This is a genomic window from Burkholderia sp. 3C (assembly GCF_054589155.1).
Genome location: NZ_BAAILN010000076.1, coordinates 58,007 through 79,148 on the forward strand (window position 1 = coordinate 58,007; position 21,142 = coordinate 79,148).

Below are 21,142 nucleotides of genomic sequence, written 5' to 3' on the forward strand. Positions count from 1 at the left end.
CAAGTCGATGAGCGTTGAACGGACGGCGCATGTTGCGCCGCGGTGCTGCGGAAAACGCTCAGTGTGCCCGGTTTTGCGCGACTTCGCGCACCGGCATGCTGCACGAATTTCACGTGGGTGGGCCGGGTGGGCCGCGAAGGCCCGTCGCGTCGTGTGTTGCGCGGCGGCGCGCTAAACACGCGCGACCGGCCGAAACCGGTTAAAGGGGCACATTGCGATGCATCAAAGAGAAATTTCTCTTGTGCGTGGTGGCGTGCTTATCTATGATTGAGCAATCACTCATTTATAGGTGCACGGTTTTGGCCCGTCCTCGCAGTGCCGACAAACAGGAAGCGATCCTCGATGCCGCCGCGCGCGCGCTGGCCGAGCACGGCGCGGCCGCCACCACGGCGCGCATCGCGCGGCTGGCCGGGGTGGCCGAAGGCACGGTGTTCACCTATTTCGACACCAAGGATGCGCTGCTGAACGCGCTGTACCTGCATCTGAAGGACGGCCTGCGCTCGGCGATGATGGGCGCGTTTCCGCATGGGGACAGCGTCGAGCGGCGTGCTCGCCACGCCTGGAACGCCTTTGTGGGGTGGGGCGTGACGCATCCCGACGGGCGGCGCGCGCTGCGCCAGCTCGAGGTGGGCGCGAACATCGAGGAAGCGAACCGCGTGGCCGGCGCGAGCGGGTTCGGCGCGGTACGCGACATGTTTCGCGAATGCCTGTCGGGCATGAGCGGGCTGTCGGACGAGCAGGTCATGAATTTTTGCGGCGCGCTGTTTTCGTCGATGGCCGAGGTCACGATGGACAGCATCGCGCGCGAGCCCGAGCAGCAGGAAGCGTACCGCGAAGCCGGTTTTCGGGCGATCTGGGCCGCCTTGCAGGCGCACTGATCGCCATCACGCGCGACGGCGGCGCGACCGATTTCGGTCGCCGCATCGCGTTGTTTAATGAGTGAGTAATCATTCATTTTTATCGAGGAGCAAATTATGTCGAAGGTCTGGTTGGTAACGGGAGCGGCGCGCGGCCTGGGTCGTGCGATTTCGGAAGCCGTGTTGGCGGCGGGGGATCGGCTGGTGGCCGGGGTGCGCGAGCCGTCGCGCCTGGCGGATCTGGCCGAGCGCCACGGCGATCGTCTGCGCGTGGTCGAACTCGACGTGACGGACGAGGCGGCCGCGCAGCGCGCCGTGGCCGTCGCAAGCGAATCGTTCGGCCGGCTCGACGTGCTCGTCAACAACGCCGGTTACGGCCACATGGCGCCGTTTGAGCAGATGGGCGCGGACGATTTTCGCGCGCAGGTGGAAACCAACCTGTTCGGCGTGGTCAACCTGACGCGCGCGGCCTTGCCGGTGATGCGCGCGCAGCGCGCGGGCCATATCTTCCAGGTGTCGTCGGTGGGCGGGCGCAGCGCGGCGCCGGGGATGTCGGCGTATCAGGCCGCGAAATGGGCGGTGGGCGGCTTCAGCGACGTGGTCGGCCACGAGGCCGCGCCGTTCGGCGTGCGCGTCTGCACGCTGGAGCCGGGCGGCATGCGCACCGAGTGGGCCGACCGAGCCAAGCAGGCGACACCGGCGATGCTGCCCGACTACGAGGCGTCGGTCGGCAAGATCCTGAACCTGCTCAACGGTTACGCGGGCCGCGAAATGGGCGACCCGGCCCGGATCGCGGCGTTGATCGTCGAGCTGTCGCGCCGCGACGATGTGCCGATGCGGCTGCTGCTCGGCGGCGATGCGCTGTTCGTCTGCGAGCAGGCCGAGACGCTGCGCGCCGAACAGGCCGCGCACTGGCGCGACACGTCGCTGTCGACGCACTTTGCCGATGCTAATCTTCCCGACGGACTCGACTCCCTGAAGGCCTCGTCATGAACTGGAGCGTGCGCGACATCCCGAGTCAACGCGGCCGATTCGCGGTGGTGACCGGCGCGACCGGCGGCATCGGCTACGAAACGGCGCTCGCGCTGGCCGGCGCGGGCGCGCGCGTGCTGCTGGCCGGCCGCGACGATGCGAAGGGCGAGGCCGCGTTGCGGGCGATTCGCGCCGCGCATCCGCGTGCCGAGGTCGAGTACCGACGCGTCGATCTGGCCAGCCTCGACGCGGTGCGCGGTTTCGCGGCCGAATTGACGGCGCGGCATCCGGTGCTCGATCTGCTGATCGACAACGCCGGGGTCATGACGCCGCCCGTGCGTCACGCCACGGCGGACGGCTTCGAGCTGCAGTTCGGCACCAACTACCTGTCGCACTTCGCGCTGACCGGCCTGCTGCTGCCGATGCTGCGCGCGGCTCCGGCGCCGCGCGTGGTGATCGTCAGCAGCGGGGCACACCGCTTGCGCGCCGCGATTCATTTCGACGACCTGCAATGGGTTCGCCGCTATGCGCCGTGGCAGGCCTATGCGCAGTCGAAGCTCGCGATCCTGATGTTCGCGTTCGAGTTGCAGCGGCGCAGCGATGCGGCCGGCTGGGGGCTGCACGTGACGGCCGCGCATCCGGGCTTCGCGCGCACCGGTTTGCAGAGCGCCGGCCCGAACCTCGGCGCGACGGGGCGCAGCGCGCTGTTGCGCTGGCTGATGGCGCAGTCGTATCCGTGGGTCTCGCAATCGGCGGCGGCCGGCGCGCTGCCGACGCTGTTCGCGGCGACCTCGCCCGAGGCCGATCGCGCAGGCTATTACGGGCCGCAACACCGCTTCGAGCTGCTCGGGCCGGTCGGCCCGGCAAAGGTGGGCGCCGAGGCGCGCGACAAGGCCGTGGCCGCCAGGCTCTGGACGGTATCGGAGGCGTTGACGGGCGTGAACTGGCCGTCGCCCTGAGCGCCGGGGCGTCCTGCGTGCGCCGATCGCGAACAATCGGCGCCCGGCTTACGCCGTCGTTACGAAAAGCGTACAGATCCGTTCCCGCTTGGTGCGCCGATCGCCCGATGTCTGCGGCGATCGGCGAATCGCATTAAGCTTGCGACCGAACGCCGCGAAGCCGGCGCATCGATGCACCCCACCCAGTCAGGAGCTCCCATGTCCGTTTCCCTGTACGACGTTTCCATTTCCGCGCTGGTGCGCGGCCTGCGCAACCTGTCGAAGATTCTCGACAAGGGCGAGGCGCACGCGAGCGAGAAGGGCATCGACCCCGCCACGCTGACCACCGCCCGCCTGTTCGAGGACATGCTGCCGCTGTCGGCCCAGGTGCAGGTGGCCACCGATGCCGTGAAGGGCTGCGTGGCGCGCCTGGCCGGCATCGACGTGCCGTCGTTCCCCGATACCGAACAAAGCTTCGCCGAGCTGCGCGAGCGCATCGCCAAGACCATCGCGTTCGCGGAATCGGTCGATGCCGCGCAGTTCGCCGACGCGGCCACGCGCACCGTCACGCTGCCGCTGCGCAGCGGTGCGCTCGAATTCACGGGCCTGAGCTACGTGTCGACGTTCGTGCTGCCGAACTTCTATTTCCACGTGACGACGGCCTACGACATCCTGCGTCACAACGGCGTGCCGCTCGGCAAGATGGATTACCTGGGCCTGCGTTGAGCGATTGCGCGCCATTGCCCGGCCGGCGTGCCGACACGCCGGCCGTCACGACACTGCTCAACCCACGAGGAATCCGCAATGAAACAACGCAAGCTGGGCCGACAAGGCCTTGAAGTGTCGACGATCGGGCTGGGCTGCATGGGCATGAGCCAGTCCTACGGCACGCCCGACGACGCCGAATCGATCGCCACGCTGCATCGCGCGATCGAGCTCGGCTGCACGTTTCTCGATACGGCGGAGGTTTACGGGCCGTTCACGAACGAGGAACTGCTCGGCCGCGCGCTCGAAGGGCGCCGTCACGAGGTGACGATCGCGACCAAGTTCGGCTTCCGCATCTCGCCGGAAGGCAAGCAGAGCGGTACCGACAGCCGGCCCGAACATATCCGCGAGGCGGTGCACGGCTCGCTCAAGCGGCTGCGCACCGACCATATCGATCTGTTGTACCAGCATCGTGTCGATCCGGCCGTGCCGGTGGAAGACATGGCCGGCGCCGTGCGCGACCTGATCGCGGAAGGCAAGGTGCGGTTTTTCGGCATGTCGGAAGCGGGCGAGGACGCGATCCGCCGTGCGCACGCGGTGCAGCCGGTGTCGGCGCTGCAAAGCGAGTATTCGATCTGGGAGCGCAATCTCGAGGCGAACGTGCTGCCGGTGCTGCGCGAACTGGGCATCGGCCTCGTGCCGTTCAGCCCGCTCGGACGCGGGTTCCTGACGGGCCAAGTGAAATCGCTCGACGAGATCGGCGAGCGCGACTATCGCGTGACCAACGACCCGCGTTTCCAGCGCGAGAATTTCGACGCAAACCTGCGGATCGCGGAATCCGTGCAGGCGATCGCGGCGGCGCGCGGCGTGACGGCGGCCCAGGTGGCGTTGGCGTGGATGTTGCGCGCAGGCGACGACATCGTGCCGATCCCGGGTACCAAGCGCCGGCGGTATCTGGAAGACAACCTCGGCGCGGCCGATCTGGTGCTGGGCGACGACGATGTCGCGAAGCTCGACGCGGTGCTGGCCGAGATCGGCGTGGCGGGCGACCGTTATCTGCCGGCCGGGTTGGCGCTGGTCAATCGCTGAGGCCGGGCGGCGGGAGCGGGGCGCATGCCCGACTGGATGACGGCGGGGACGACGGCATGAGGTGATGCATGAACTGCGGCGCATTGTCGCGATTTTGGTCGCGCCCCAAGCCCCAGGCGCCCGCTGCTGCCGCGGCCTCCGTCATGGGGTCAGAAACGCATCGTCGTTCCGCATGCCCCGCCGGCCCAGCCGTTGGTGCCGGCCCCGCTGCAAAACACGCCGCAGCCGCTCAAGCCCAGCAGAAGCACGGCGGCGGCCAGGACAAGCCCTGTTCGAATTGCACTGCGCACGGCAATTTCCTCCTTCAATCCGGTCCGGCGGCGCGGCCGGCCGATCTGCCGGCCGCGCCGTGACAATCCGGGCCAGCATAACGGCTTTCGTCAATGGGCGAGTGCGGCAATCGAGCATTTGCTCCAGAGGGCTGGCAGTTGCCCGATCCCCTGTTAGAATCGCCAGGCCGCATTGCCTTGAATTGCTCGAATGAGACTGCTTGACGCCCTGGTCGAACAACGTATTGCCGCTGCCGCTGCGCGTGGGGAGTTCAACGACCTGCCGGGAACCGGTGCGCCGACGGAACTGGATGACGGTCTGCTCGTCCCGGCCGAGGTGCAGATGGCCAATCGGATCCTGAAGCACGCGGGCTTTGCCCCGCCCGCGCTCGAGCAGCTTCGCGCCTTGTGCCACCTGCAGGACGAAATGCGCGCGGTCAGCGATCGCGCCACGCGGTGCCGCCTGCAGGCCAAGATGCTGGCCCTCGACATGGCTCTCGAATCGTTGCGCGGCGGCCCGCTGGTCGTGCCGCGCGAATACTGCCGCCGCATTGCCGAACGCCTGTCCGAGCGCGTGCTCGACGATGGCGCCGGCGAAGCGGGGGCCGCGTGAGCAGCGCATTCCCCCCGGCGCGCGACGCGCGCGCCACCTCCGACGATCTTCCCGTTGTGCCCGATTCCACGGATCTTTCCGCTCCCGCTGCTTCCGCTGTCGACCCGGCTGCCGAACGCGACCGCTACTACATGCGCATGGCGCTGGAAGCGGCCGAGCAGGCGCGTGCCGCGGGCGAGGTGCCGGTGGGCGCGGTGATCGTGCGCGGCGACGAAGTGATCGCACGCGGCTTCAATCATCCGATCGGCGGCCACGATCCGTCGGCTCACGCCGAAATGGCCGCCTTGCGCGCGGCTGCGCAAGCGCTCGGCAACTATCGCCTGCCGGGCTGCGAACTCTACGTGACGCTCGAACCGTGCCTGATGTGTTCGGGCGCGATCATGCACGCGCGGATCGCCCGCGTGGTGTTCGGTGCGGCCGATCCGAAAACGGGCGCGTGCGGCAGCGTGATCGACGCGTTCGCCAATCCGCAACTGAACCACCACGCGACCGTGACGGGCGGTGTGCTCGCCGACGCCTGCGGCGATGCGCTGCGCACGTTCTTCGCCGAACGCCGCCGGGCGGCGCGCGAGGCGCGACAGGCGGCCAATGCCGACGCGGCGGCGCAGCCGGACGGCAAGGCCTGCGGCTGCGGCCACGACCACCGCGATGACAGCGCCTCCACGGCCGACTGAACCAGTCGCCATCGCCTGGCTCTAACCGGGCTGTCCCCTTTTTCGATACGCGACCGATGGCTTCCACCTCTCTCTCGCCGCGCACCATCCGACTGCTCGGGCCGTCCGGCTATCCGCACGATCCGGCCGCGATCCAGCGCGCGATCGAACGTTTCGGCGATCAGCATCACGTGGTGCAAAACCTGGCCGCCACGCAGCGGCGCCACCAGCGCTTCGCCGGCACCGACGCCGAGCGCGCCGACGACCTGAACCGCCTCGGCGACCGGTCGCAGCCGCTGCCCGACATCGGCCTGGCGGTGCGCGGCGGCTCGGGCGCGGCGCGCATCCTCGAACGCCTCGACTACCGCGCGCTCGAACGCCTGCGCGACCAGCCTGTCGCGCTATGCGGCCACAGCGATTTCACGGCGATCCAGCTCGCGCTGCTGGCCAAATCGGGCGTCAAAAGCTTCGGCGGCCCGATGCTGTCGGCCGATTTCGGCGCCGTGACGCCGAGCGAATTCACCATGACGCAGTTCTGGTCGACGCTTTCACAACCCACCACCACGATCCTCGGCGATGCCCCGCAACAGCAGGCGGTCAACGTGGCGGGCACGTTGTGGGGCGGCAATCTCGCGATCCTGGCCTCGCTGGTCGGCACGCCGTACATGCCGCAGATCGAAGGCGGCATCCTGTTCATCGAGGACGTGAACGAGCAGCCGTTTCGCATCGAACGGATGATCTACACGCTCCATTACGCCGGCATCCTGGCGCGCCAGCAGGCGCTCGTGCTCGGGCAGTTTACCGGCGCGCGCGCCTTCGACTACGACAACGGCTACGACATGCAGGCGATGATCGACCAGGTGCGCGAGACGATCGGCATTCCGGTCGTGACGGGCTTGCAGTTCGGCCACGTGCCCGACATGGTCACGTTGCCGGTGGGGGGGCAGGCGCAGCTCGTCGCCAACGAACATGGGTTCCGGCTGTCGGTATCCGACTATCCGGTGCTGGCCCGATAGGAATCGACGCGGCAGCGCGCGACAAAAGGCGGAGATCCGCCTTTTTTTATATCCAAAAATCGCAACTAACGGTCCGACATTCGAAGCGACTTCGAGGGCGGCATGCGCCATCGTTGCGCATGGATTGTTGACAAAATATTCGATCAGTCGAGAGTGAAAGTCTTGACTGGCGTGCATGAGGGCCTTGTGGATGCACGATCTTGACGCACTCGCACCGTTTGGGCGCGTTTCAATGGTCGACAATCGTGCAAAATCGGCGGGATAAATTGTTGACAATATTTATGTCCGCCCTAGCATGACGAACATAACGAGATAGCAAACATGACCAAGCAGGAAACCGCAGCGCCGGCGCTGACGCCGGAAGCGATTGCCGAACGGATCCGCACTGCGATCCTCGAGCATCGGCTCGCGCCGGGCGCGAAGCTGACCGAGGCGCAGTTGTGCGACGTGTTCGGCGTGAAGCGCGGCCCGATCCGGCAGGCGCTCGCGCTGCTGGCGACGGACCGGCTCGTCGATCTCGAGCCGAACCGCGGTGCGTTCGTCGCCAGCCCGTCGCTGCAAGAGGTGCACGAGGTGTTCGAGCTGCGGCGGATCATCGAGCTGGCGGTGGTCGAACGGCTGGCGACGGGACCGGGTGCGAAGCGCCTGAAGGGCGTCGCGAGCGGTATCGAGCGCGAGCGCGATGCGTTCGAGCGGCGCGATTTCGCCGCGTGGATCCGGCTGTCGGGCGAGTTCCACACGGCGCTCGCCGCGTTGACCGGCAACGGCACGCTGTGCGATTGCCTGAACGGGCTGGTGGCGCGCTCGACGCTGATGTCGGCGCTCTACGAGGCGCACGGTCGCAACGCGTGCTCGTTCGACGATCACACTGAGATCGTCGCGGCGCTCGAAGCCGGCGATGCCGCGCGGGCGGCGAAGCTGATGGCGCATCACCTGCAGCACGTGGAACTGAGGATGCTGGATCGCCCCGCGCAGGGTGCGGTCGATTTGCGCGACGTGTTCGGCGGCGCGGGCTGACGGCCCGCGCGCCACGCCCGCGCCGACGAGCTGACGGAATGCTGGCGGCAGCCTCGCTGCCGCACGCGGGCGTGGCCTGACCTCGATGTCGGGCCGCGATTTCAATGACGATCGCGCGGCTCGACCGCGGCAGGCAAGGAGATGTCATGGCTCAGTTCGGTATCGCGCAGGCCAACCCCCCGTATCACGCGGGCACCCCTCCGGACGGCGAGGCGCTGCGGCCCGCCGCCTACAGCGAGCGGCTCTACAACGACGACCTCGCACCGCTCGAAAAACAAGGCTGGGGCGCCTACAACATCTTCGCGTTCTGGATGTCGGACGTGCATTCGGTGGGCGGCTACGTGTTCGCCGGCAGCCTGTTCGCGCTGGGCCTGACGAGCTGGCAGGTGCTGGTGTCGCTGATCGTCGGCATCGCGATCGTCAACGCGCTCTGCAACCTGATCGCCCGGCCGAGCCAGCAGCTCGGCGTGCCGTATCCGGTGGCCTGCCGCGCCACCTTCGGCGTGCTCGGCGCCAACGTGCCGGCCGTGATCCGTGGCCTGATCGCGGTGGCCTGGTACGGCATCCAGACCTTTCTCGCTTCCAGTGCGCTGGTGATCGTGGTGCTCAAGTTCGTGCCGCAATGGATGCCCTATGCGGACGTGCACCGCTACGGCTTCCTCGGGCTGTCGGCGCTCGGCTGGGCCGGCTTCATGCTGCTCTGGGTGCTGCAGGCGCTGGTGTTCTGGAACGGCATGGAAACCATCAAGAAGTTCATCGACTTCGCCGGGCCGGCCGTGTACGTGGTGATGTTCGTGCTGGCCGGCTACATGGTGTGGCGCGCGGGCTGGCGCAACATCGGCCTGAACCTGGGCGGCGTGCGCTATCACGGCGCCGCTGCGATTCCGGTGATGATCACGGCGATCGCGCTGGTGGTGTCGTATTTCTCGGGGCCGATGCTGAACTTCGGCGATTTCTCGCGCTACTGCAACAGCTATCGCGCCGTGAAGCGCGGCAATTTCTGGGGCCTGCCGGTCAACTTCCTGGCGTTCTCGCTGGTGACCGTGATCACCACGGCCGCCACGCTGCCGGTGTTCGGAGAACTGATTACCGACCCGGTCGCAACCGTCGGCCGCATCGATCATCCGACCGCGGTGATCCTCGGTGCGCTGACCTTCACGATCGCCACCATCGGCATCAACATCGTCGCGAACTTCGTGTCGCCGGCGTTCGACTTCTCGAACGTCGCGCCGCGCCTGATCAGCTGGCGCGCGGGCGGGATGCTGGCCGCCGTGGCGTCGATCTTCATCACGCCGTGGAACCTGTTCAACAACCCGGCCGTGATCCATTACACGCTCGACGTGCTCGGCAGCTTCATCGGGCCACTGTACGGTGTCCTGATCGTCGACTTCTACCTGATCAAGCGCGGCAAGCTCGATCGCGACGATCTGTACACGCTGTCGGAAACGGGCGCGTACTGGTATCGCGGCGGCGTGAACCGGCGTGCGGTGTTCGCACTGCTGCCGGCCGCGGCGATCGCGATCGCCTGCGTGATGGTGCCGTCGCTGGGCGCGCTCGCCAACTTCTCGTGGTTCGTCGGCGCGATCCTGGCCGGGCTCGTGTATCGCGCCATCGCGAAGTGAGCGGCGTGCCGGCCCGAACGTGGCCGAGATGGAAATTCAGGAGACGACAATGAAAATCAAGCTCATCAATCCGAACACCACGCAGCGCATGACCGACGCGATGGGGCGCTGCGCGCGCGAGGTCGTCAACGCCGGCACCGCCGTGGTGGCGGTCAGCCCGACCATGGGGCCGCCGTCGATCGAGAGCCACTACGACGACGCGCTCGCGGTGCCGGGCCTGTTGGCCGAAATCGCGGCCGGCGAGCGCGACGGCTTTGACGGCTACGTGATCGCCTGCTTCGGCGATCCGGGCCTGTACGCGGCGCGCGAGATCGCGCGCGGCCCGGTGATCGGCATCGCCGAGGCCGCGATGCACGCGGCCAGCGTGCTCGCGCCCGGCTTCTCGGTGGTGACCACGCTGTCGCGTACCTGCGGCCTGGCCTGGCATCTGGCCGAACGCTACGGCATGCAGCGCTTCTGCCGCAACGTGCGCGCCACCGACGTGGCCGTGCTCGAACTCGACCGGCCCGGTTCGCCGGCGCGCCAGTTGATCGTGGACGAATGCCGTCGCGCGCTCGACGAGGACGGCGCCGGTGCGATCGTGCTCGGCTGCGCAGGCATGGCCGAGTTCGCGCGCGAGGTGGAGCAGGCGATCGGCGCGCCGGTGGTGGAGGGCGTGACGGCCGCCGTGAAATGGGTCGAGATGCTGGTTGCGCTGCGCCTGTCGACGGCCAAGCGCGGCGACTATGCGCGCCCGCTCGCGAAGCGCTACGACGGCGAGTTCGCGCGATTCGGCCCCGATGCCGACGGCCTGCCGGCCGGCATCGCCGGCAGCACGGCCTCGGTTGCCACCGCCGAGGCCGCGCCGGCGCGCATGCCGCAAGCGCACATACACCCGGTGTGACACGCACTATCGGTTTGGCTGTATGCGCGTTGCGAGGCCTTTTCGCTACACTGGCCCATCCCTCGCAACGGTGCACGAAGACGTCCGATCCGTCACGGATTGCCCGCCGAATCCCGTCTCCGCGCGCCGTTGCGAACCCCTCTCCACGGGATTTCATTCGTACTCCACCATGTCACACGATTCCCACTATCCGCGCGATCTGATCGGCTACGGCCGGTATCCGGTGCAGGCGAACTGGCCGGGGCGCGCGCGCGTCGCCGTGCAGTTCGTGCTCAATTACGAGGAAGGCGGCGAGAACTGCGTGCTGCACGGTGATCCGGGCTCCGAACAATTCCTGTCCGAGATCGTCGGCGCGGCGGCTTATCCGTCCCGTCACATGAGCATGGAATCGATCTACGAATACGGCTCGCGCGCGGGCGTGTGGCGAATTCTGCGCGAGTTCGAGAAACGCGGCCTGCCGCTGACGGTATTCGGCGTGGGCATGGCGATGGAGCGGCACCCCGAGCTGTCGCGCGCGTTCGTCGAGCTGGGCCACGAGATCGCGTGTCACGGCTGGCGCTGGATCCACTATCAGGACATGACGCCCGAACGCGAGGCCGAGCACATGCGGCTCGGCATGGAAGCGATCGAGCGCGTGACCGGCGTGCGGCCGCTCGGCTGGTATACCGGCCGCGACAGCCCCAATACGCGCCGGCTGGTGGCCGAGCACGGCGGGTTCCTGTACGACTCCGATTACTACGGCGACGACCTGCCGTTCTGGGCCGAGGTGCCCGTCACGGGCGGCACAAGCGTGCCGCAACTGATCGTGCCGTACACGCTCGACACCAACGACATGCGCTTCGCGACGCCGCAGGGTTTCAACACGGCCGACCATTTCTTCCAGTACCTGCGCGATGCGTTCGACGTGCTGTACGAAGAGGGCGACGAAGCGCCGAAGATGCTGTCGATCGGCATGCATTGCCGGCTGCTTGGCCGGCCCGGCCGCTTCCGCGCCTTGCAGCGCTTCCTCGATCACATCGAGCGGCACGATCGCGTGTGGGTGACGCGCCGCGTCGACATCGCGCGCCACTGGCGCGAACACCATCCGTATTCCACCAACCGACGCGAAGGGACGGCATGAAGGCGATGCAATACACGTTGGCAGAACTGAACACCATGACGACCGACGGGTTCGTCGCCACGCTGTCGGGCATTTTCGAGCATTCGCCCTGGGTGGCCGAGGCGGCGGCCGGCGCGCGCCCTTACGCAAGCATCGATGCGCTGCACGCGACGATGTCCGGCGTGGTCGAGCAGGCCGGCGTGGAGCCGCAGCTCGCGCTGATCAATGCCCACCCGGAGCTGGCCGGCAAGGCCGCCGTGCGCGGCGAGCTGACCGCCGAATCGACGCGCGAGCAGAGCGGGGCCGGCCTCGATCAATGCACGCAGGCCGAGTTCGATCGCTTGCAGCAGCTCAATCGCACCTATCGCGAGAAGTTCGGATTCCCGTTCATTCTTGCCGTGCGCGGCTACGACCGCCACGGCATCATCGCCAACTTCGAAGCGCGCGTGGCCAACACGCGCGAGCAGGAGTTGCGCGCCAGCCTCGACCAGATCTACCGGATCGCGCGCCTGCGGCTCGACGATCTGATCGACGCCTGAGTTTCGCCACGCACCGCGCGGGGTTTGCCGCGCGACGCGACGCACACGTCGCGCCCGTCAAGGCGGGCGCCGCGCTTTTCACGCACTTCGAATAAGGACCTCATCATGGCCATGCCGCTGCTCGATCCCAATGCTCCCGAATTCACGCGTCGCTACGTGAACCTCGCCGATCCGCGTCTCGGGGCACAGGCACTCGAGGCGAGCGACGATTTCTTCGCACCGAAGGATCGCATGCTGAATCCGGAGCCGGCCGTGTTCATTCCGGGCAAGTACGACGATCACGGCAAGTGGATGGACGGTTGGGAAACGCGCCGCAAGCGTGTGTCCGGCTACGACTGGTGCATCGTGAAGCTCGCACGCCCCGGCGTGATCAAGGGCCTCGACATCGATACCAGCCACTTCACCGGCAACTTCCCGCCGGCCGCGTCGGTCGAGGCCTGCCATGCGGACGGCGCACCGAACCAGTCGACGCGCTGGGTCGAGATCGTGCCGTCCACCACGCTGCAGGGCAATCACCACCACTACGTCGACGTGAACGACGCCGCGCCGTACACGCACTTGCGCGTCAACATCTATCCCGATGGCGGCATCGCGCGGCTGCGCGTCTACGGCCAACCGCAGCTCGATTGGGAAGGCGCGAGCCGCAGCGAGCTGTTCGATCTGGCCGCGATGGAGAACGGCGGCTATGTGGTTGCCGCGAACAACCAGCATTTCGGGCCGGCCTCGACCATCCTGCTGCCGGGCCGTGGCGTAAACATGGGCGATGGTTGGGAAACGCGTCGCCGCCGCGAGCCGGGCAACGACTGGGCGATCATCGCGCTGGCGCGGCCGGGCGTGATCCGCAAGATCGAAGTCGATACCGCGCACTTCAAGGGCAACTATCCCGATCGCTGCTCGATCCAGGCCGCCCAGGTGACGGGCGGCACCGACAGCTCGCTCGTCACGCAGGCGATGTTCTGGCCGGTGCTGCTCGGCGAGCAGAAGTTGCAGATGGACAAGCAGCACATCTTCGAATCGGAGCTGGCCGCGCTCGGCCCGGTCACGCACGTGCGCCTGAACATCATTCCGGACGGTGGCGTATCGCGTCTGCGTTTGTGGGGCACGCTCGGCCAATGAAGACGCTGACCATCGAGGCGCTGACGCGTGAGGCATTCGCGCCGTTCGGCGACGTGATCGAGACCGAGGGCGCGAAGCAGATCCCGATCAATCTCGGCACGACGATCCGCTTTCACGATCTCGCCCACGTCGACGTGAACGATGAGGGCGGCCGTACGCTCGTCAACCTGTTTCGCGGGCAGCCGCGCGCGCTGCCGTTCGAGGTCACGATGCTCGAACGGCATCCTCTTGGCAGCCAGGCGTTCCTGCCGCTGTCGACGCAGCCTTATCTCGTCGTCGTGGCGCCCGCCGGCGAGCTCGATGCCACGAAGATCCGCGCGTTCGTGTCGAGCGGCTGGCAAGGCGTCAATTACGCGAAGGGGGTTTGGCATCACCCGCTGATTGCGCTGGAGGAAGTCAGCGATTTCGTCGTGGTCGATCGCGGCGGAGAGGGGCTCAATCTCAATGAGCAGGTGCTTGGAGAGTCGCTTTGGTTGACGGATGAGGCGATGCATCGAGTGGCGGCTTGAGCGTGTAGTTGCCGGCTCGCCTGAGCGGCGCGTGGTGATGGTCAGGAAGGCCCTGCGAACCTTGGTTCGCAGGGCCTTCTTGTTTTCGGACGCCGTTTTGCAGCGTCATCCAATTTCTGAACAACGTGGTGATTCGCGAGGTCGAGAAAATTGCATTGGCGCGCGGCGTGCCGATGGCCCAGGTGGCGCTTGCCTGGGTGCTCGCCAAGGCCGGCGTGTCCGCGCCGATCGTGGGGGCGTCCAAGACACGTCATCTCGATGATGCGGTTGCCGCGCTGGACGTCAGCCTGAGCGCTGACGAGATCAAGGCGCTCGAAGCCGCCTACGTGCCGCATGCGATTACGGGATTCGAGTAAGCGGCAAGCGTAACGCTGAGGGAGTTCGGTGTGGGCGGTGTATCTCCTCCGGTCGATGCCCGTTCCACTGAAGCGAGACTGGAGCCAGCATCGATGCCGATCGCCGTCGCGGGCCCGCAACGGACCTGAACACTTCTGCCCAGGACGATCAGCCCACCCCCGAAAGCAAAACGGGTTCGCCATCGGCGAACCCGTTCCAGTTGCAGATCCACCGACGCTTATTTCGCCGCGCCTCCCTCGAACCAGGCCGCGATCTTCGTCCGCTCGTCGTCGGTCATGTGCGTGACGTTCCCGATCGGCATCGCCTTCAACTGCACGGCCTGCTGATAAATGCGCTGCCCGTTCTGCGCGATTTCGTCGGGCGTGTCGAACATCACGCCGGCCGGGGCGCTGCCCATCATCGTCGGCTTGGCCGAGTGGCAGGCCACGCAGCGCTGCTGCATGACCGGCTCGATGTCCTTCACCGTCAGCTTCGGCAGATTGGCCGCCTCGGCTTGCGGCGCGACCGGGCGCGGCATGGTCCAGATCAGCGCGACGAACATCAGTGCCACGCCGCCGAGCGGCAGATACCAGAGCTGCTGGCCGCGATGGCGCATCACGAAGAACTGCCGGATCAGCGCGCCCGCCAGCATGATCAGCACGAGCACGATCCAGTTGTAGCGGTTCGTGTAGGTCATCGCATAGTGGTTCGACAGCATCGCGAACACCACCGGCAGCGTGAAATACGTGTTGTGCACCGAGCGCTGCTTGCCGCGCTTGCCGTAGATCGGGTTCGGCGTTTCACCCTTGAGCATCTTGTCGACCATCTTGCGCTGGCCGGGGATGATCACGAAGAACACGTTGGCCGTCATGATGGTCGCCAGCATCGCGCCCACGATCAGATACGCCGCGCGCCCCGAGAAGATGTGGCACGCGAGCCAGGCGGCCGCCACCACGTACAGCCCGACGAACACGCCGAGCAGGCGATCGCGGTTGCCGAGCAGGCGGCACGCGCAGTCGTAGACGATCCAGCCCGCCATCAGGAAGCCGAGCGCCGAGGCCACGGCCACCACCGGCCCCATGTCGAGCACGTTGCGGTCGATCAGGTAGGTGTTTGGCGCAAGCAGGTAGAGCACGAAGAACAGGCCGAAGCCGGACATCCACGTGGTGTACGACGGCCATTTCGACCAGTGCAGGTCTTCCGGCATTTCAGGCGGTGCGACGGTGTACTTCTGCATGTTGTAGAAGCCACCGCCATGCACGTGCCACAGCTCGCCGAACACGCCGCGCTGGCGCTGGTTCGGATCCTTGGGCGGCTTCAGGCTGTTGTCGAGGGCAACGAAATAAAACGATTCGCCGATCCAGGCAATCGCGACGATGACGTGCAACCAGCGCAGTGCGAGGTTCAGCCAGTCGGTGATGAAACCTTCCATGAAACTCCTCCGGACAGACTCAAGTTCTTGTTATCGGTGTGATCGGGTGGGGATCGTGCGCCGGGGTGTCAGCTGCCGCGATAGGTGCTGTACGACCACGGCGAGACGAGCAGCGGCACGTGATAGTGCGCGCCGGCATCGGCCACGCCGAAGCGCAGCACGACGCGATCGACGAAGCGCGGTTCGGGCACCTTGACGCCGATCGCGGCGAAGTAATCGCCGGCATGGAAGGTCAGTTCGTATTCGCCGGCGACGAGCGCCGCGCCTTCGAGCAGCGGGCTGTCGCAGCGGCCGTCGTCATTGGTGGTGGCGGTGACGAGCGCGCGGCGCGCGGCGCCGTCGATCGCATGCAGTTCGATCCGGATGCCGGCGCCGGGGCGGCCGTGCGCGGTATCGAGTACGTGGGTGGTGAGCTTGCCCATTCGCCAGTGTCCTTGTGTGAATGCGATGAGTAAACGCGGCGTCGATCCAGGGGATGGCGGATCGAGGCTCCACGTTCGTGGCTACATACCCGTCGGCGGATCGAAGCGCGCGCCGAGTGGCCATTTTAAGAATGCTCGCGTCACGATTCGCCGCGCGATATAGAAGATAAGCCGGGGTGCATGAGCGGCCGCGTCACGCGCCGGGTTTGTCCGGATTGCCGGTGCAGGCAGGCACGCAGCCGGTTGTCCGAGATCCAACTTAGCCGATCATATTGCCGGCGTGAAGTGAAGTATTTGAGGTGGCGGCTTGCGTCGCGTGTCGTGGCAGGCGATGCTCGGCCGGTTCGCGCGTGGCCGCATGGGCTCGATCCCAGGAATCCTCCGGCCGTGCGCACCCCGAAGACGGCGAGCACGCCGGGTAACCGGGCCACGGGCGTTCGACAGGGCGCAGCGGCACGGTCGGTGCCGCCGCATCCGTCCGGACGCCGTTCAGCCACACGCCAGCCTCATGCGACGCATTGCAGCGCGGCACGGGCGGCGCAACCGAACGGAGATCCTCCATGCCGACCTCATCCCGAACCGATCCCTCCGCACCGGCCGGTGCGACCCCGCGCGGCCGCACGTTGCTGGTGCGCCACGCCGACGTGCTGGTGACGATGGACGACCAGCGCCGCGAGATTCGCGACGGCGGGCTCTATATCGAAGGCAACCGCATCGTCGCGGCCGGCCCGACCGACACCTTGCCCGACACGGCCGACGAGGTGCTCGACCTGCGTGGTCATCTGCTGATGCCGGGCCTCGTCAATACGCATCACCACATGTACCAGAGCCTGACGCGCGCCGTGCCGGCCGCGCAGAACGCCGAGCTGTTCGGCTGGCTCACGAATCTTTACCGGATCTGGGCGCACCTGACGCCCGAGATGATCGAAATCTCGACGCTGACGGCGATGGCCGAGTTGCTGCTGTCGGGCTGCACGACGTCGAGCGACCATCTGTATCTCTACCCGAACGGCGCGCGGCTCGATGACAGCATCGCGGCGGCGCAGCGCATCGGCCTGCGCTTTCACGCGAGCCGCGGCAGCATGAGCGTCGGGCAGCGCGACGGCGGCCTGCCGCCCGACTCGGTGGTGGAGCGCGAGGACGCGATCCTCGCCGACACGCAACGCCTGATCGAGACCTATCACGACGCCGGCCGCTACGCGATGCTGCGCGTGGTGGTGGCGCCGTGTTCGCCGTTCTCGGTGAGCCGCGACCTGATGCGCGAATCGGCGAAGCTGGCGCGCGCGCACGGCGTGTCGCTGCATACGCACCTCGCGGAAAACCTCAACGACGTCGCCTACAGCCTCGAAAAGTTCGGCATGACGCCGGCCGAATACGCCGAGGATCTCGGCTGGGTCGGCCCCGATGTCTGGCATGCGCACTGCGTGCAGCTCGACGAGGCCGGCATCGCGCTGTTCGGGCGCACGGGCACGGGCGTCGCGCATTGCCCATGCTCGAACATGCGGCTCGCGTCGGGCATCGCACCGGTGCGGCGCATGCGGCTCGCGGGCGTGCCGGTGGGCTTGGGCGTGGACGGCTCGGCGTCGAACGACGGCGCGCAGATGGTGGCCGAGGCGCGCCAGGCGTTGCTGCTGCAACGCGTCGGCTTCGGCCCCGATGCGATGACGGCGCGCGAGGCGCTCGAAATCGCCACGCTCGGCGGCGCGCGGGTGCTCGGCCGCGACGACATCGGCGCGCTCGCGCCGGGCATGGCGGCCGACTTCGTCGCGTTCGATCTGAATCAGCCGTCGTTCGCCGGCGCGCTGCACGACCCAGTTGCGGCGCTGGTGTTCTGCGCGCCGTCGCAGGTGGCGTGGAGCGTGGTCAACGGGCGGGTGGTGGTGCGCGAAGGGCGTCTGGCGACGCTCGATCTCGGGCCGGTGATCGAGCGCCACAACGCGCTTGCGCGCAACTTGATGGAAGCGGCGCGCTGAAGCTCGAGCGTCGATCGCGCTGTGTTCACGGCGCGAGCGCAACGTCGTCTTGCGCCGCGGCCGGTTAGGCGCCGATCAGCGTGCGGGTTGCCTCGGCCACGAGGCCACGCAGCCAGCGCACTTCGTCCGAGTAATGGCAGCGTTCGTGCCAGAGCTGGTAATACTGCATCGGCGGGAAATCGAGCGGCGCGGGTATCACCGACAGCGGCAGGAACTTCGCGTAGTGATCGGCGAACAGGCGCGTGGTCGTGAAGATCAGATCCGATTTCACGAGCACGTACGGCGCGAGATTGAAGTACGGCAGCGTCACGACCACATGGCGCTTGAGCCGCTCGCGCGCCAGGTGCACGTCGATCGCACCGCGCTGGCCAACCGAGTAGGGGGTCGGTGCGAGGTGCGGCGCATTGAGGTACTGATCGAGCGTCAGCCCGCCGCGCTTGGCGAACGGGTGCGCATTGCTCATCAGGCAGACGATCTGGTCGACGAACAGGTTCGACAGGTGCAGTTGCTCGGGCGGCTCGGGCCAGTTGCCGACCACGATGTCGAGCTTGCCGTCTTCCAGCGCCAGCTCGTAGTCGAACGCGGGGCCGAGCGAATGGAATTCGAGCGTTGCGTTCGGCGCGGCCTGCCGGAAGCGCTCGACCACGGTCGGCACGAACAGCACGTTCAGGTAATCGGGGCAGCCGATCCGGTAGCAGCGGATCGAGGTGGCGGGATCGAAGTTGTGTTGCTGGAACTTGATGCGGTCGATTTCACGCAGCGCGTTCTGTACCGGTTCGAGCAGGCGCAGGCCGTATTCGGTCGGGACCATGCCCGACTTGCCGCGCACCAGCAGCGGGTCGCCGGTGATGTCGCGCAGGCGGCGCAGTGCGGCGCTGATCGCGGGCTGTGACTGGTTCAGCTTGACCGCCGTGCGTGTGACGCTGCGTTCCATCAGCAGCGTATGCATGACGCGCAGCAGGTAGGTGTCGATCGCCTCGCGTTGTTGGCTCATGTTCTCTCCAAGTTATATATGTCCGGGCTGATCGATAGATCGTTGTGACATACGATTTTTAATATGGACAGAAAGGAGCGTCAAGACGGCGTAAACCGCCATCGCGGCGTATTGAAGCGTGCCGCGATGGCGGGCCTGGCTAACGGGGCCGGTCGGTTTCGGTCAGTCGTCGAGGCGCACGCCCACCTTCAGCGTGACCTGCCAGTGCTGGACCTGGTCGCCGTCGATGTGGCCGCGCGTCTCCACCACCTCGAACCAGTTCAGGCCGTGCAGTGTCTTGGCGGCCTTGGCGATGGCGTTGCGGATTGCGTCGTCGCTCGACTTCTGCGACGAGCCGGTCAGTTCGATCGTCTTGTAAACATGGTCGGTCATGGTGCCTCCTGAAAAGTTGGGTTCATGCGTGCCGTGCGGCGATGCACCCGGCCGCGCATCCTTGAGTGATCGGTATGATGGGCACCGAGTTCAATCCGATTGCGAGAAACCACGTGGAAGCAGGATTTTGCGGACCGGGCCTGATGGGGGCGCCGATGATTCGGCACTGGCTGCGCGCGGGGCATGCCGTGCAGGTCTGGAACCGCTCGCGGGCCAAAGCCGAGGCGCTGGCGGGCGAGGGCGCGCAGGTGGTCGATACGCCGCGCGAGATGGCGGAGCGCGTCGACACCGTGATGCTGTGCGTGTTCGACGCGGCCGCGGTGGGCGATGTGGTGTTCGGCCCGGGTGGCCTGCTGTCGGGCGAGCCGGGCACGCGGCGCTTGCGCCGCATCGTCGACCATTCGTCGATTCCGCCAGCGGCCACCCGCGACTATGCGGCGCGCGCGGCGGCGCAGCAGGTGGCGTGGATCGATGCGCCCGTCTCGGGCGGCGTGCCCGGCGCCGAGGCCGGCACGCTCGCGGTGATGGCCGGTGGCCCGCGCGAGGACATCGACGCCGTGCGCGACTTGATTGGCGCCTATGCGTCGCGGCTCACGCATCTTGGCGACGCCGGCGCGGGGCAGACGGCCAAGCTCTGCAATCAGGCGATCGTGACGGCCACGGTGGCGGCGATCGCCGAAGCGGTGGGGCTCGCGCAAGCCAGCGGCATCGATGCGGCACGCCTGGCCGAAGCGCTCGCGGGCGGCTGGGCCGATTCGGTGCTGCTGCAAACCTTCGTGCCGCGCATGACGGCCAGCGGCCACGCACCGCTCGGCGCGTTGAGCACGTTCAGGAAGGATGCCGAAGCGGTTGCCGATGCCGCGCGCGAAGTGGGCGCGGCGATGCCGGTGGCGGGCGCGGTGCAGCAAGTGCTGCGCCTGGGTTCGGCGATGGGCTTGGCCGGCGCGGATTTTTCGGCGTTCATCGATATCGTCCGTCCGCACGCGCGCGGCTGACGCGTTCGCTGCCGTATCGGACGAAGCGCCGCCACGGCATGTGCGCGGCGGTGTGCCCAAACGAATCGGGCCGCAACGTCGCGGCCCGTTCGATTGAATCCGGTCAGAGCGACCGGGGTGTCGTGTCGCCGGCATTCTGCCGGCCCGCGCTGCGCTCGCCGACGCTCGCCCCCGCCGCGAACTCCGGCAGGATGCGGGCGCGCGCGCGGCTCGCGAACACGAGAAAGCCGAAGCCGCTCGCCTCGTACCAGTAACCGCCGTTCTCCAGCCCTTCGATCGGCTGTTCGAGCGCGTTGCTGATCGATTCGATGCAGCGCTTGCGCAGGTCGGCGATGGCCGGATACGGCGGTTGCGCGCCGCGCACGGTGCACAGCAGCACGTCGAGGCCGGGCAGCACGTGGGCGTACAGCACCGGTTCGTCCTGGGCGCGGGCGCGGGAGATCTTCGTATCGAGCTGGGCGAACGGCTTCGCATGATGCAGGACGGCCAGAAACGATTCCTGGCCGTCTTCCTGCACGCGTCGGCGTTTTTTCGGAAAGGACATAAACACTCGCGTCAAAAACGATTGCAAGATTTGTGGCTTTGTCATGCGACCCACCCCCAAACCGGCTAGCGCGCCCGCATGTCGATCTTTTATAGCATACGAAAAAGCCGGCTTCACGATGTTCAGTGATGCCGAGCATTGCCGATGCGTCCCAAACCCTGATCGTCATGTAGGCGC

The 21,142-nt window shown here is 67.2% G+C and carries 22 protein-coding genes and 1 pseudogene; 18 read left to right on the forward strand and 5 right to left on the reverse strand.

Annotated features, from left to right (window positions below):
* The first annotated feature begins 299 nt into the window (after positions 1–299).
* From ACYP33_RS13905 to ACYP33_RS13980, 16 genes and pseudogenes are all read left to right on the forward strand, one after another.
* Positions 300–878 (forward strand): TetR/AcrR family transcriptional regulator, encoded by a 579-nt coding sequence (locus tag ACYP33_RS13905; protein ID WP_414442101.1) that lies wholly within the window; start codon positions 300–302, stop codon positions 876–878.
* A 96-nt stretch (positions 879–974) separates the two neighbouring features.
* On the forward strand, positions 975–1,850 hold the full coding sequence (locus ACYP33_RS13910; RefSeq protein WP_459622365.1) for an SDR family NAD(P)-dependent oxidoreductase: 876 nt from the start codon (positions 975–977) through the stop codon (positions 1,848–1,850).
* Positions 1,847–2,788, forward strand: coding sequence for an oxidoreductase (locus ACYP33_RS13915; RefSeq protein WP_459622366.1), 942 nt, complete (start codon positions 1,847–1,849; stop codon positions 2,786–2,788). The genes ACYP33_RS13910 and ACYP33_RS13915 overlap by 4 nt, the downstream gene beginning before the upstream one ends.
* Positions 2,789–2,986: 198 nt before the next feature.
* Entirely contained in the window at positions 2,987–3,493 is a 507-nt protein-coding gene (locus ACYP33_RS13920) for a DUF1993 domain-containing protein (RefSeq protein WP_414451701.1), read from the forward strand.
* A gap of 78 nt (positions 3,494–3,571) precedes the next feature.
* Complete coding sequence (locus tag ACYP33_RS13925; protein WP_459622371.1) at positions 3,572–4,561, forward strand: aldo/keto reductase; 990 nt, start codon at positions 3,572–3,574, stop codon at positions 4,559–4,561.
* Between the two features lie 480 nt (positions 4,562–5,041).
* The gene (locus tag ACYP33_RS13930) at positions 5,042–5,443 is read left to right on the forward strand and encodes a DnaJ family domain-containing protein (protein ID WP_414442096.1); all 402 of its coding nucleotides are present in this window, start codon (positions 5,042–5,044) and stop codon (positions 5,441–5,443) included.
* Between the two features lie 56 nt (positions 5,444–5,499).
* Positions 5,500–6,117 (forward strand): tRNA adenosine(34) deaminase TadA, encoded by a 618-nt coding sequence (tadA, locus tag ACYP33_RS13935; protein ID WP_459622439.1) that lies wholly within the window; start codon positions 5,500–5,502, stop codon positions 6,115–6,117.
* A gap of 56 nt (positions 6,118–6,173) precedes the next feature.
* Entirely contained in the window at positions 6,174–7,112 is a 939-nt protein-coding gene (gene ldcA / locus ACYP33_RS13940) for a muramoyltetrapeptide carboxypeptidase (protein WP_459622373.1), read from the forward strand.
* A gap of 321 nt (positions 7,113–7,433) precedes the next feature.
* Positions 7,434–8,129: a GntR family transcriptional regulator gene (locus ACYP33_RS13945; protein ID WP_459622375.1), complete on the forward strand. Its 696-nt coding sequence runs from the start codon at positions 7,434–7,436 to the stop codon at positions 8,127–8,129.
* 146 nt (positions 8,130–8,275) lie between these two features.
* The gene (locus ACYP33_RS13950; RefSeq protein WP_459622377.1) at positions 8,276–9,751 is read left to right on the forward strand and encodes an NCS1 family nucleobase:cation symporter-1; all 1,476 of its coding nucleotides are present in this window, start codon (positions 8,276–8,278) and stop codon (positions 9,749–9,751) included.
* 49 nt (positions 9,752–9,800) lie between these two features.
* Complete coding sequence (locus ACYP33_RS13955) at positions 9,801–10,634, forward strand: aspartate/glutamate racemase family protein (RefSeq protein ID WP_459622379.1); 834 nt, start codon at positions 9,801–9,803, stop codon at positions 10,632–10,634.
* A gap of 169 nt (positions 10,635–10,803) precedes the next feature.
* Positions 10,804–11,754 carry an allantoinase PuuE gene (gene puuE, locus ACYP33_RS13960; RefSeq protein ID WP_459622381.1) on the forward strand — a complete coding sequence of 317 codons (951 nt, stop codon included), beginning with the start codon at positions 10,804–10,806 and terminating at the stop codon, positions 11,752–11,754.
* Positions 11,751–12,272, forward strand: coding sequence for a 2-oxo-4-hydroxy-4-carboxy-5-ureidoimidazoline decarboxylase (gene uraD, locus ACYP33_RS13965; protein ID WP_414451707.1), 522 nt, complete (start codon positions 11,751–11,753; stop codon positions 12,270–12,272). Before puuE ends, uraD begins: the two co-directional genes overlap by 4 nt.
* A gap of 105 nt (positions 12,273–12,377) precedes the next feature.
* Positions 12,378–13,388, forward strand: coding sequence for an allantoicase (alc, locus tag ACYP33_RS13970; RefSeq protein ID WP_414451708.1), 1,011 nt, complete (start codon positions 12,378–12,380; stop codon positions 13,386–13,388).
* Complete coding sequence (locus tag ACYP33_RS13975) at positions 13,385–13,897, forward strand: ureidoglycolate lyase (protein ID WP_414442087.1); 513 nt, start codon at positions 13,385–13,387, stop codon at positions 13,895–13,897. Before alc ends, ACYP33_RS13975 begins: the two co-directional genes overlap by 4 nt.
* A 140-nt stretch (positions 13,898–14,037) precedes the next feature.
* Positions 14,038–14,253: pseudogene (locus ACYP33_RS13980) on the forward strand (aldo/keto reductase); the annotation flags it as partial.
* Positions 14,254–14,471: 218 nt separating this feature from the next.
* Here ACYP33_RS13980 and ACYP33_RS13985 read toward each other — a convergent pair.
* Complete coding sequence (locus ACYP33_RS13985; RefSeq protein WP_459622384.1) at positions 14,472–15,665, reverse strand: urate hydroxylase PuuD; 1,194 nt, start codon at positions 15,663–15,665, stop codon at positions 14,472–14,474.
* Between the two features lie 68 nt (positions 15,666–15,733).
* Positions 15,734–16,087, reverse strand: a complete 354-nt coding sequence (gene uraH, locus ACYP33_RS13990; RefSeq protein ID WP_414442085.1) for a hydroxyisourate hydrolase — start codon at positions 16,085–16,087, stop codon at positions 15,734–15,736.
* 560 nt (positions 16,088–16,647) lie between these two features.
* Between uraH and ACYP33_RS13995 the strand changes: the two genes are divergently transcribed.
* Entirely contained in the window at positions 16,648–18,060 is a 1,413-nt protein-coding gene (locus tag ACYP33_RS13995; RefSeq protein ID WP_459622386.1) for an 8-oxoguanine deaminase, read from the forward strand.
* Positions 18,061–18,124: 64 nt separating this feature from the next.
* Here the strand turns inward: ACYP33_RS13995 and ACYP33_RS14000 are convergent, their stop codons facing one another.
* Positions 18,125–19,054 carry a LysR substrate-binding domain-containing protein gene (locus ACYP33_RS14000; RefSeq protein ID WP_414451712.1) on the reverse strand — a complete coding sequence of 310 codons (930 nt, stop codon included), beginning with the start codon at positions 19,052–19,054 and terminating at the stop codon, positions 18,125–18,127.
* A gap of 162 nt (positions 19,055–19,216) precedes the next feature.
* Positions 19,217–19,426 carry a dodecin gene (locus ACYP33_RS14005; RefSeq protein ID WP_414442082.1) on the reverse strand — a complete coding sequence of 70 codons (210 nt, stop codon included), beginning with the start codon at positions 19,424–19,426 and terminating at the stop codon, positions 19,217–19,219.
* A 74-nt stretch (positions 19,427–19,500) separates the two neighbouring features.
* Between ACYP33_RS14005 and ACYP33_RS14010 the strand changes: the two genes are divergently transcribed.
* The gene (locus ACYP33_RS14010; RefSeq protein WP_459622389.1) at positions 19,501–20,421 is read left to right on the forward strand and encodes an NAD(P)-dependent oxidoreductase; all 921 of its coding nucleotides are present in this window, start codon (positions 19,501–19,503) and stop codon (positions 20,419–20,421) included.
* Positions 20,422–20,524: 103 nt separating this feature from the next.
* Here ACYP33_RS14010 and ACYP33_RS14015 read toward each other — a convergent pair whose 3' ends face one another.
* A complete protein-coding gene (locus tag ACYP33_RS14015) occupies positions 20,525–20,965 on the reverse strand; it encodes a hypothetical protein (RefSeq protein WP_414451714.1) in 441 nt (146 codons plus the stop codon).
* Positions 20,966–21,142: the final 177 nt, after the last annotated feature.

Excerpts from the sequence above, each read along its gene's own strand:
- ACYP33_RS13910 (WP_459622365.1), top strand. The coding sequence starts at position 975 with ATGTCGAAGGTCTGGTTGGTAACGGGAGCGGCGCGCGGCCTGGGTCGT.
- ACYP33_RS13915 (WP_459622366.1), top strand. The coding sequence starts at position 1,847 with ATGAACTGGAGCGTGCGCGACATCCCGAGTCAACGCGGCCGATTCGCG.
- ACYP33_RS13920 (WP_414451701.1), top strand. The coding sequence starts at position 2,987 with ATGTCCGTTTCCCTGTACGACGTTTCCATTTCCGCGCTGGTGCGCGGC.
- ACYP33_RS13925 (WP_459622371.1), top strand. The coding sequence starts at position 3,572 with ATGAAACAACGCAAGCTGGGCCGACAAGGCCTTGAAGTGTCGACGATC.
- ACYP33_RS13930 (WP_414442096.1), top strand. The coding sequence starts at position 5,042 with ATGAGACTGCTTGACGCCCTGGTCGAACAACGTATTGCCGCTGCCGCT.
- ldcA (WP_459622373.1), top strand. The coding sequence starts at position 6,174 with ATGGCTTCCACCTCTCTCTCGCCGCGCACCATCCGACTGCTCGGGCCG.
- ACYP33_RS13945 (WP_459622375.1), top strand. The coding sequence starts at position 7,434 with ATGACCAAGCAGGAAACCGCAGCGCCGGCGCTGACGCCGGAAGCGATT.
- ACYP33_RS13950 (WP_459622377.1), top strand. The coding sequence starts at position 8,276 with ATGGCTCAGTTCGGTATCGCGCAGGCCAACCCCCCGTATCACGCGGGC.
- ACYP33_RS13955 (WP_459622379.1), top strand. The coding sequence starts at position 9,801 with ATGAAAATCAAGCTCATCAATCCGAACACCACGCAGCGCATGACCGAC.
- puuE (WP_459622381.1), top strand. The coding sequence starts at position 10,804 with ATGTCACACGATTCCCACTATCCGCGCGATCTGATCGGCTACGGCCGG.
- uraD (WP_414451707.1), top strand. The coding sequence starts at position 11,751 with ATGAAGGCGATGCAATACACGTTGGCAGAACTGAACACCATGACGACC.
- alc (WP_414451708.1), top strand. The coding sequence starts at position 12,378 with ATGGCCATGCCGCTGCTCGATCCCAATGCTCCCGAATTCACGCGTCGC.
- ACYP33_RS13975 (WP_414442087.1), top strand. The coding sequence starts at position 13,385 with ATGAAGACGCTGACCATCGAGGCGCTGACGCGTGAGGCATTCGCGCCG.
- ACYP33_RS13985 (WP_459622384.1), bottom strand. The coding sequence starts at position 15,665 with ATGGAAGGTTTCATCACCGACTGGCTGAACCTCGCACTGCGCTGGTTG.
- uraH (WP_414442085.1), bottom strand. The coding sequence starts at position 16,087 with ATGGGCAAGCTCACCACCCACGTACTCGATACCGCGCACGGCCGCCCC.
- ACYP33_RS13995 (WP_459622386.1), top strand. The coding sequence starts at position 16,648 with ATGCCGACCTCATCCCGAACCGATCCCTCCGCACCGGCCGGTGCGACC.
- ACYP33_RS14000 (WP_414451712.1), bottom strand. The coding sequence starts at position 19,054 with ATGAGCCAACAACGCGAGGCGATCGACACCTACCTGCTGCGCGTCATG.
- ACYP33_RS14005 (WP_414442082.1), bottom strand. The coding sequence starts at position 19,426 with ATGACCGACCATGTTTACAAGACGATCGAACTGACCGGCTCGTCGCAG.
- ACYP33_RS14010 (WP_459622389.1), top strand. The coding sequence starts at position 19,501 with ATGATGGGCACCGAGTTCAATCCGATTGCGAGAAACCACGTGGAAGCA.
- ACYP33_RS14015 (WP_414451714.1), bottom strand. The coding sequence starts at position 20,965 with ATGTCCTTTCCGAAAAAACGCCGACGCGTGCAGGAAGACGGCCAGGAA.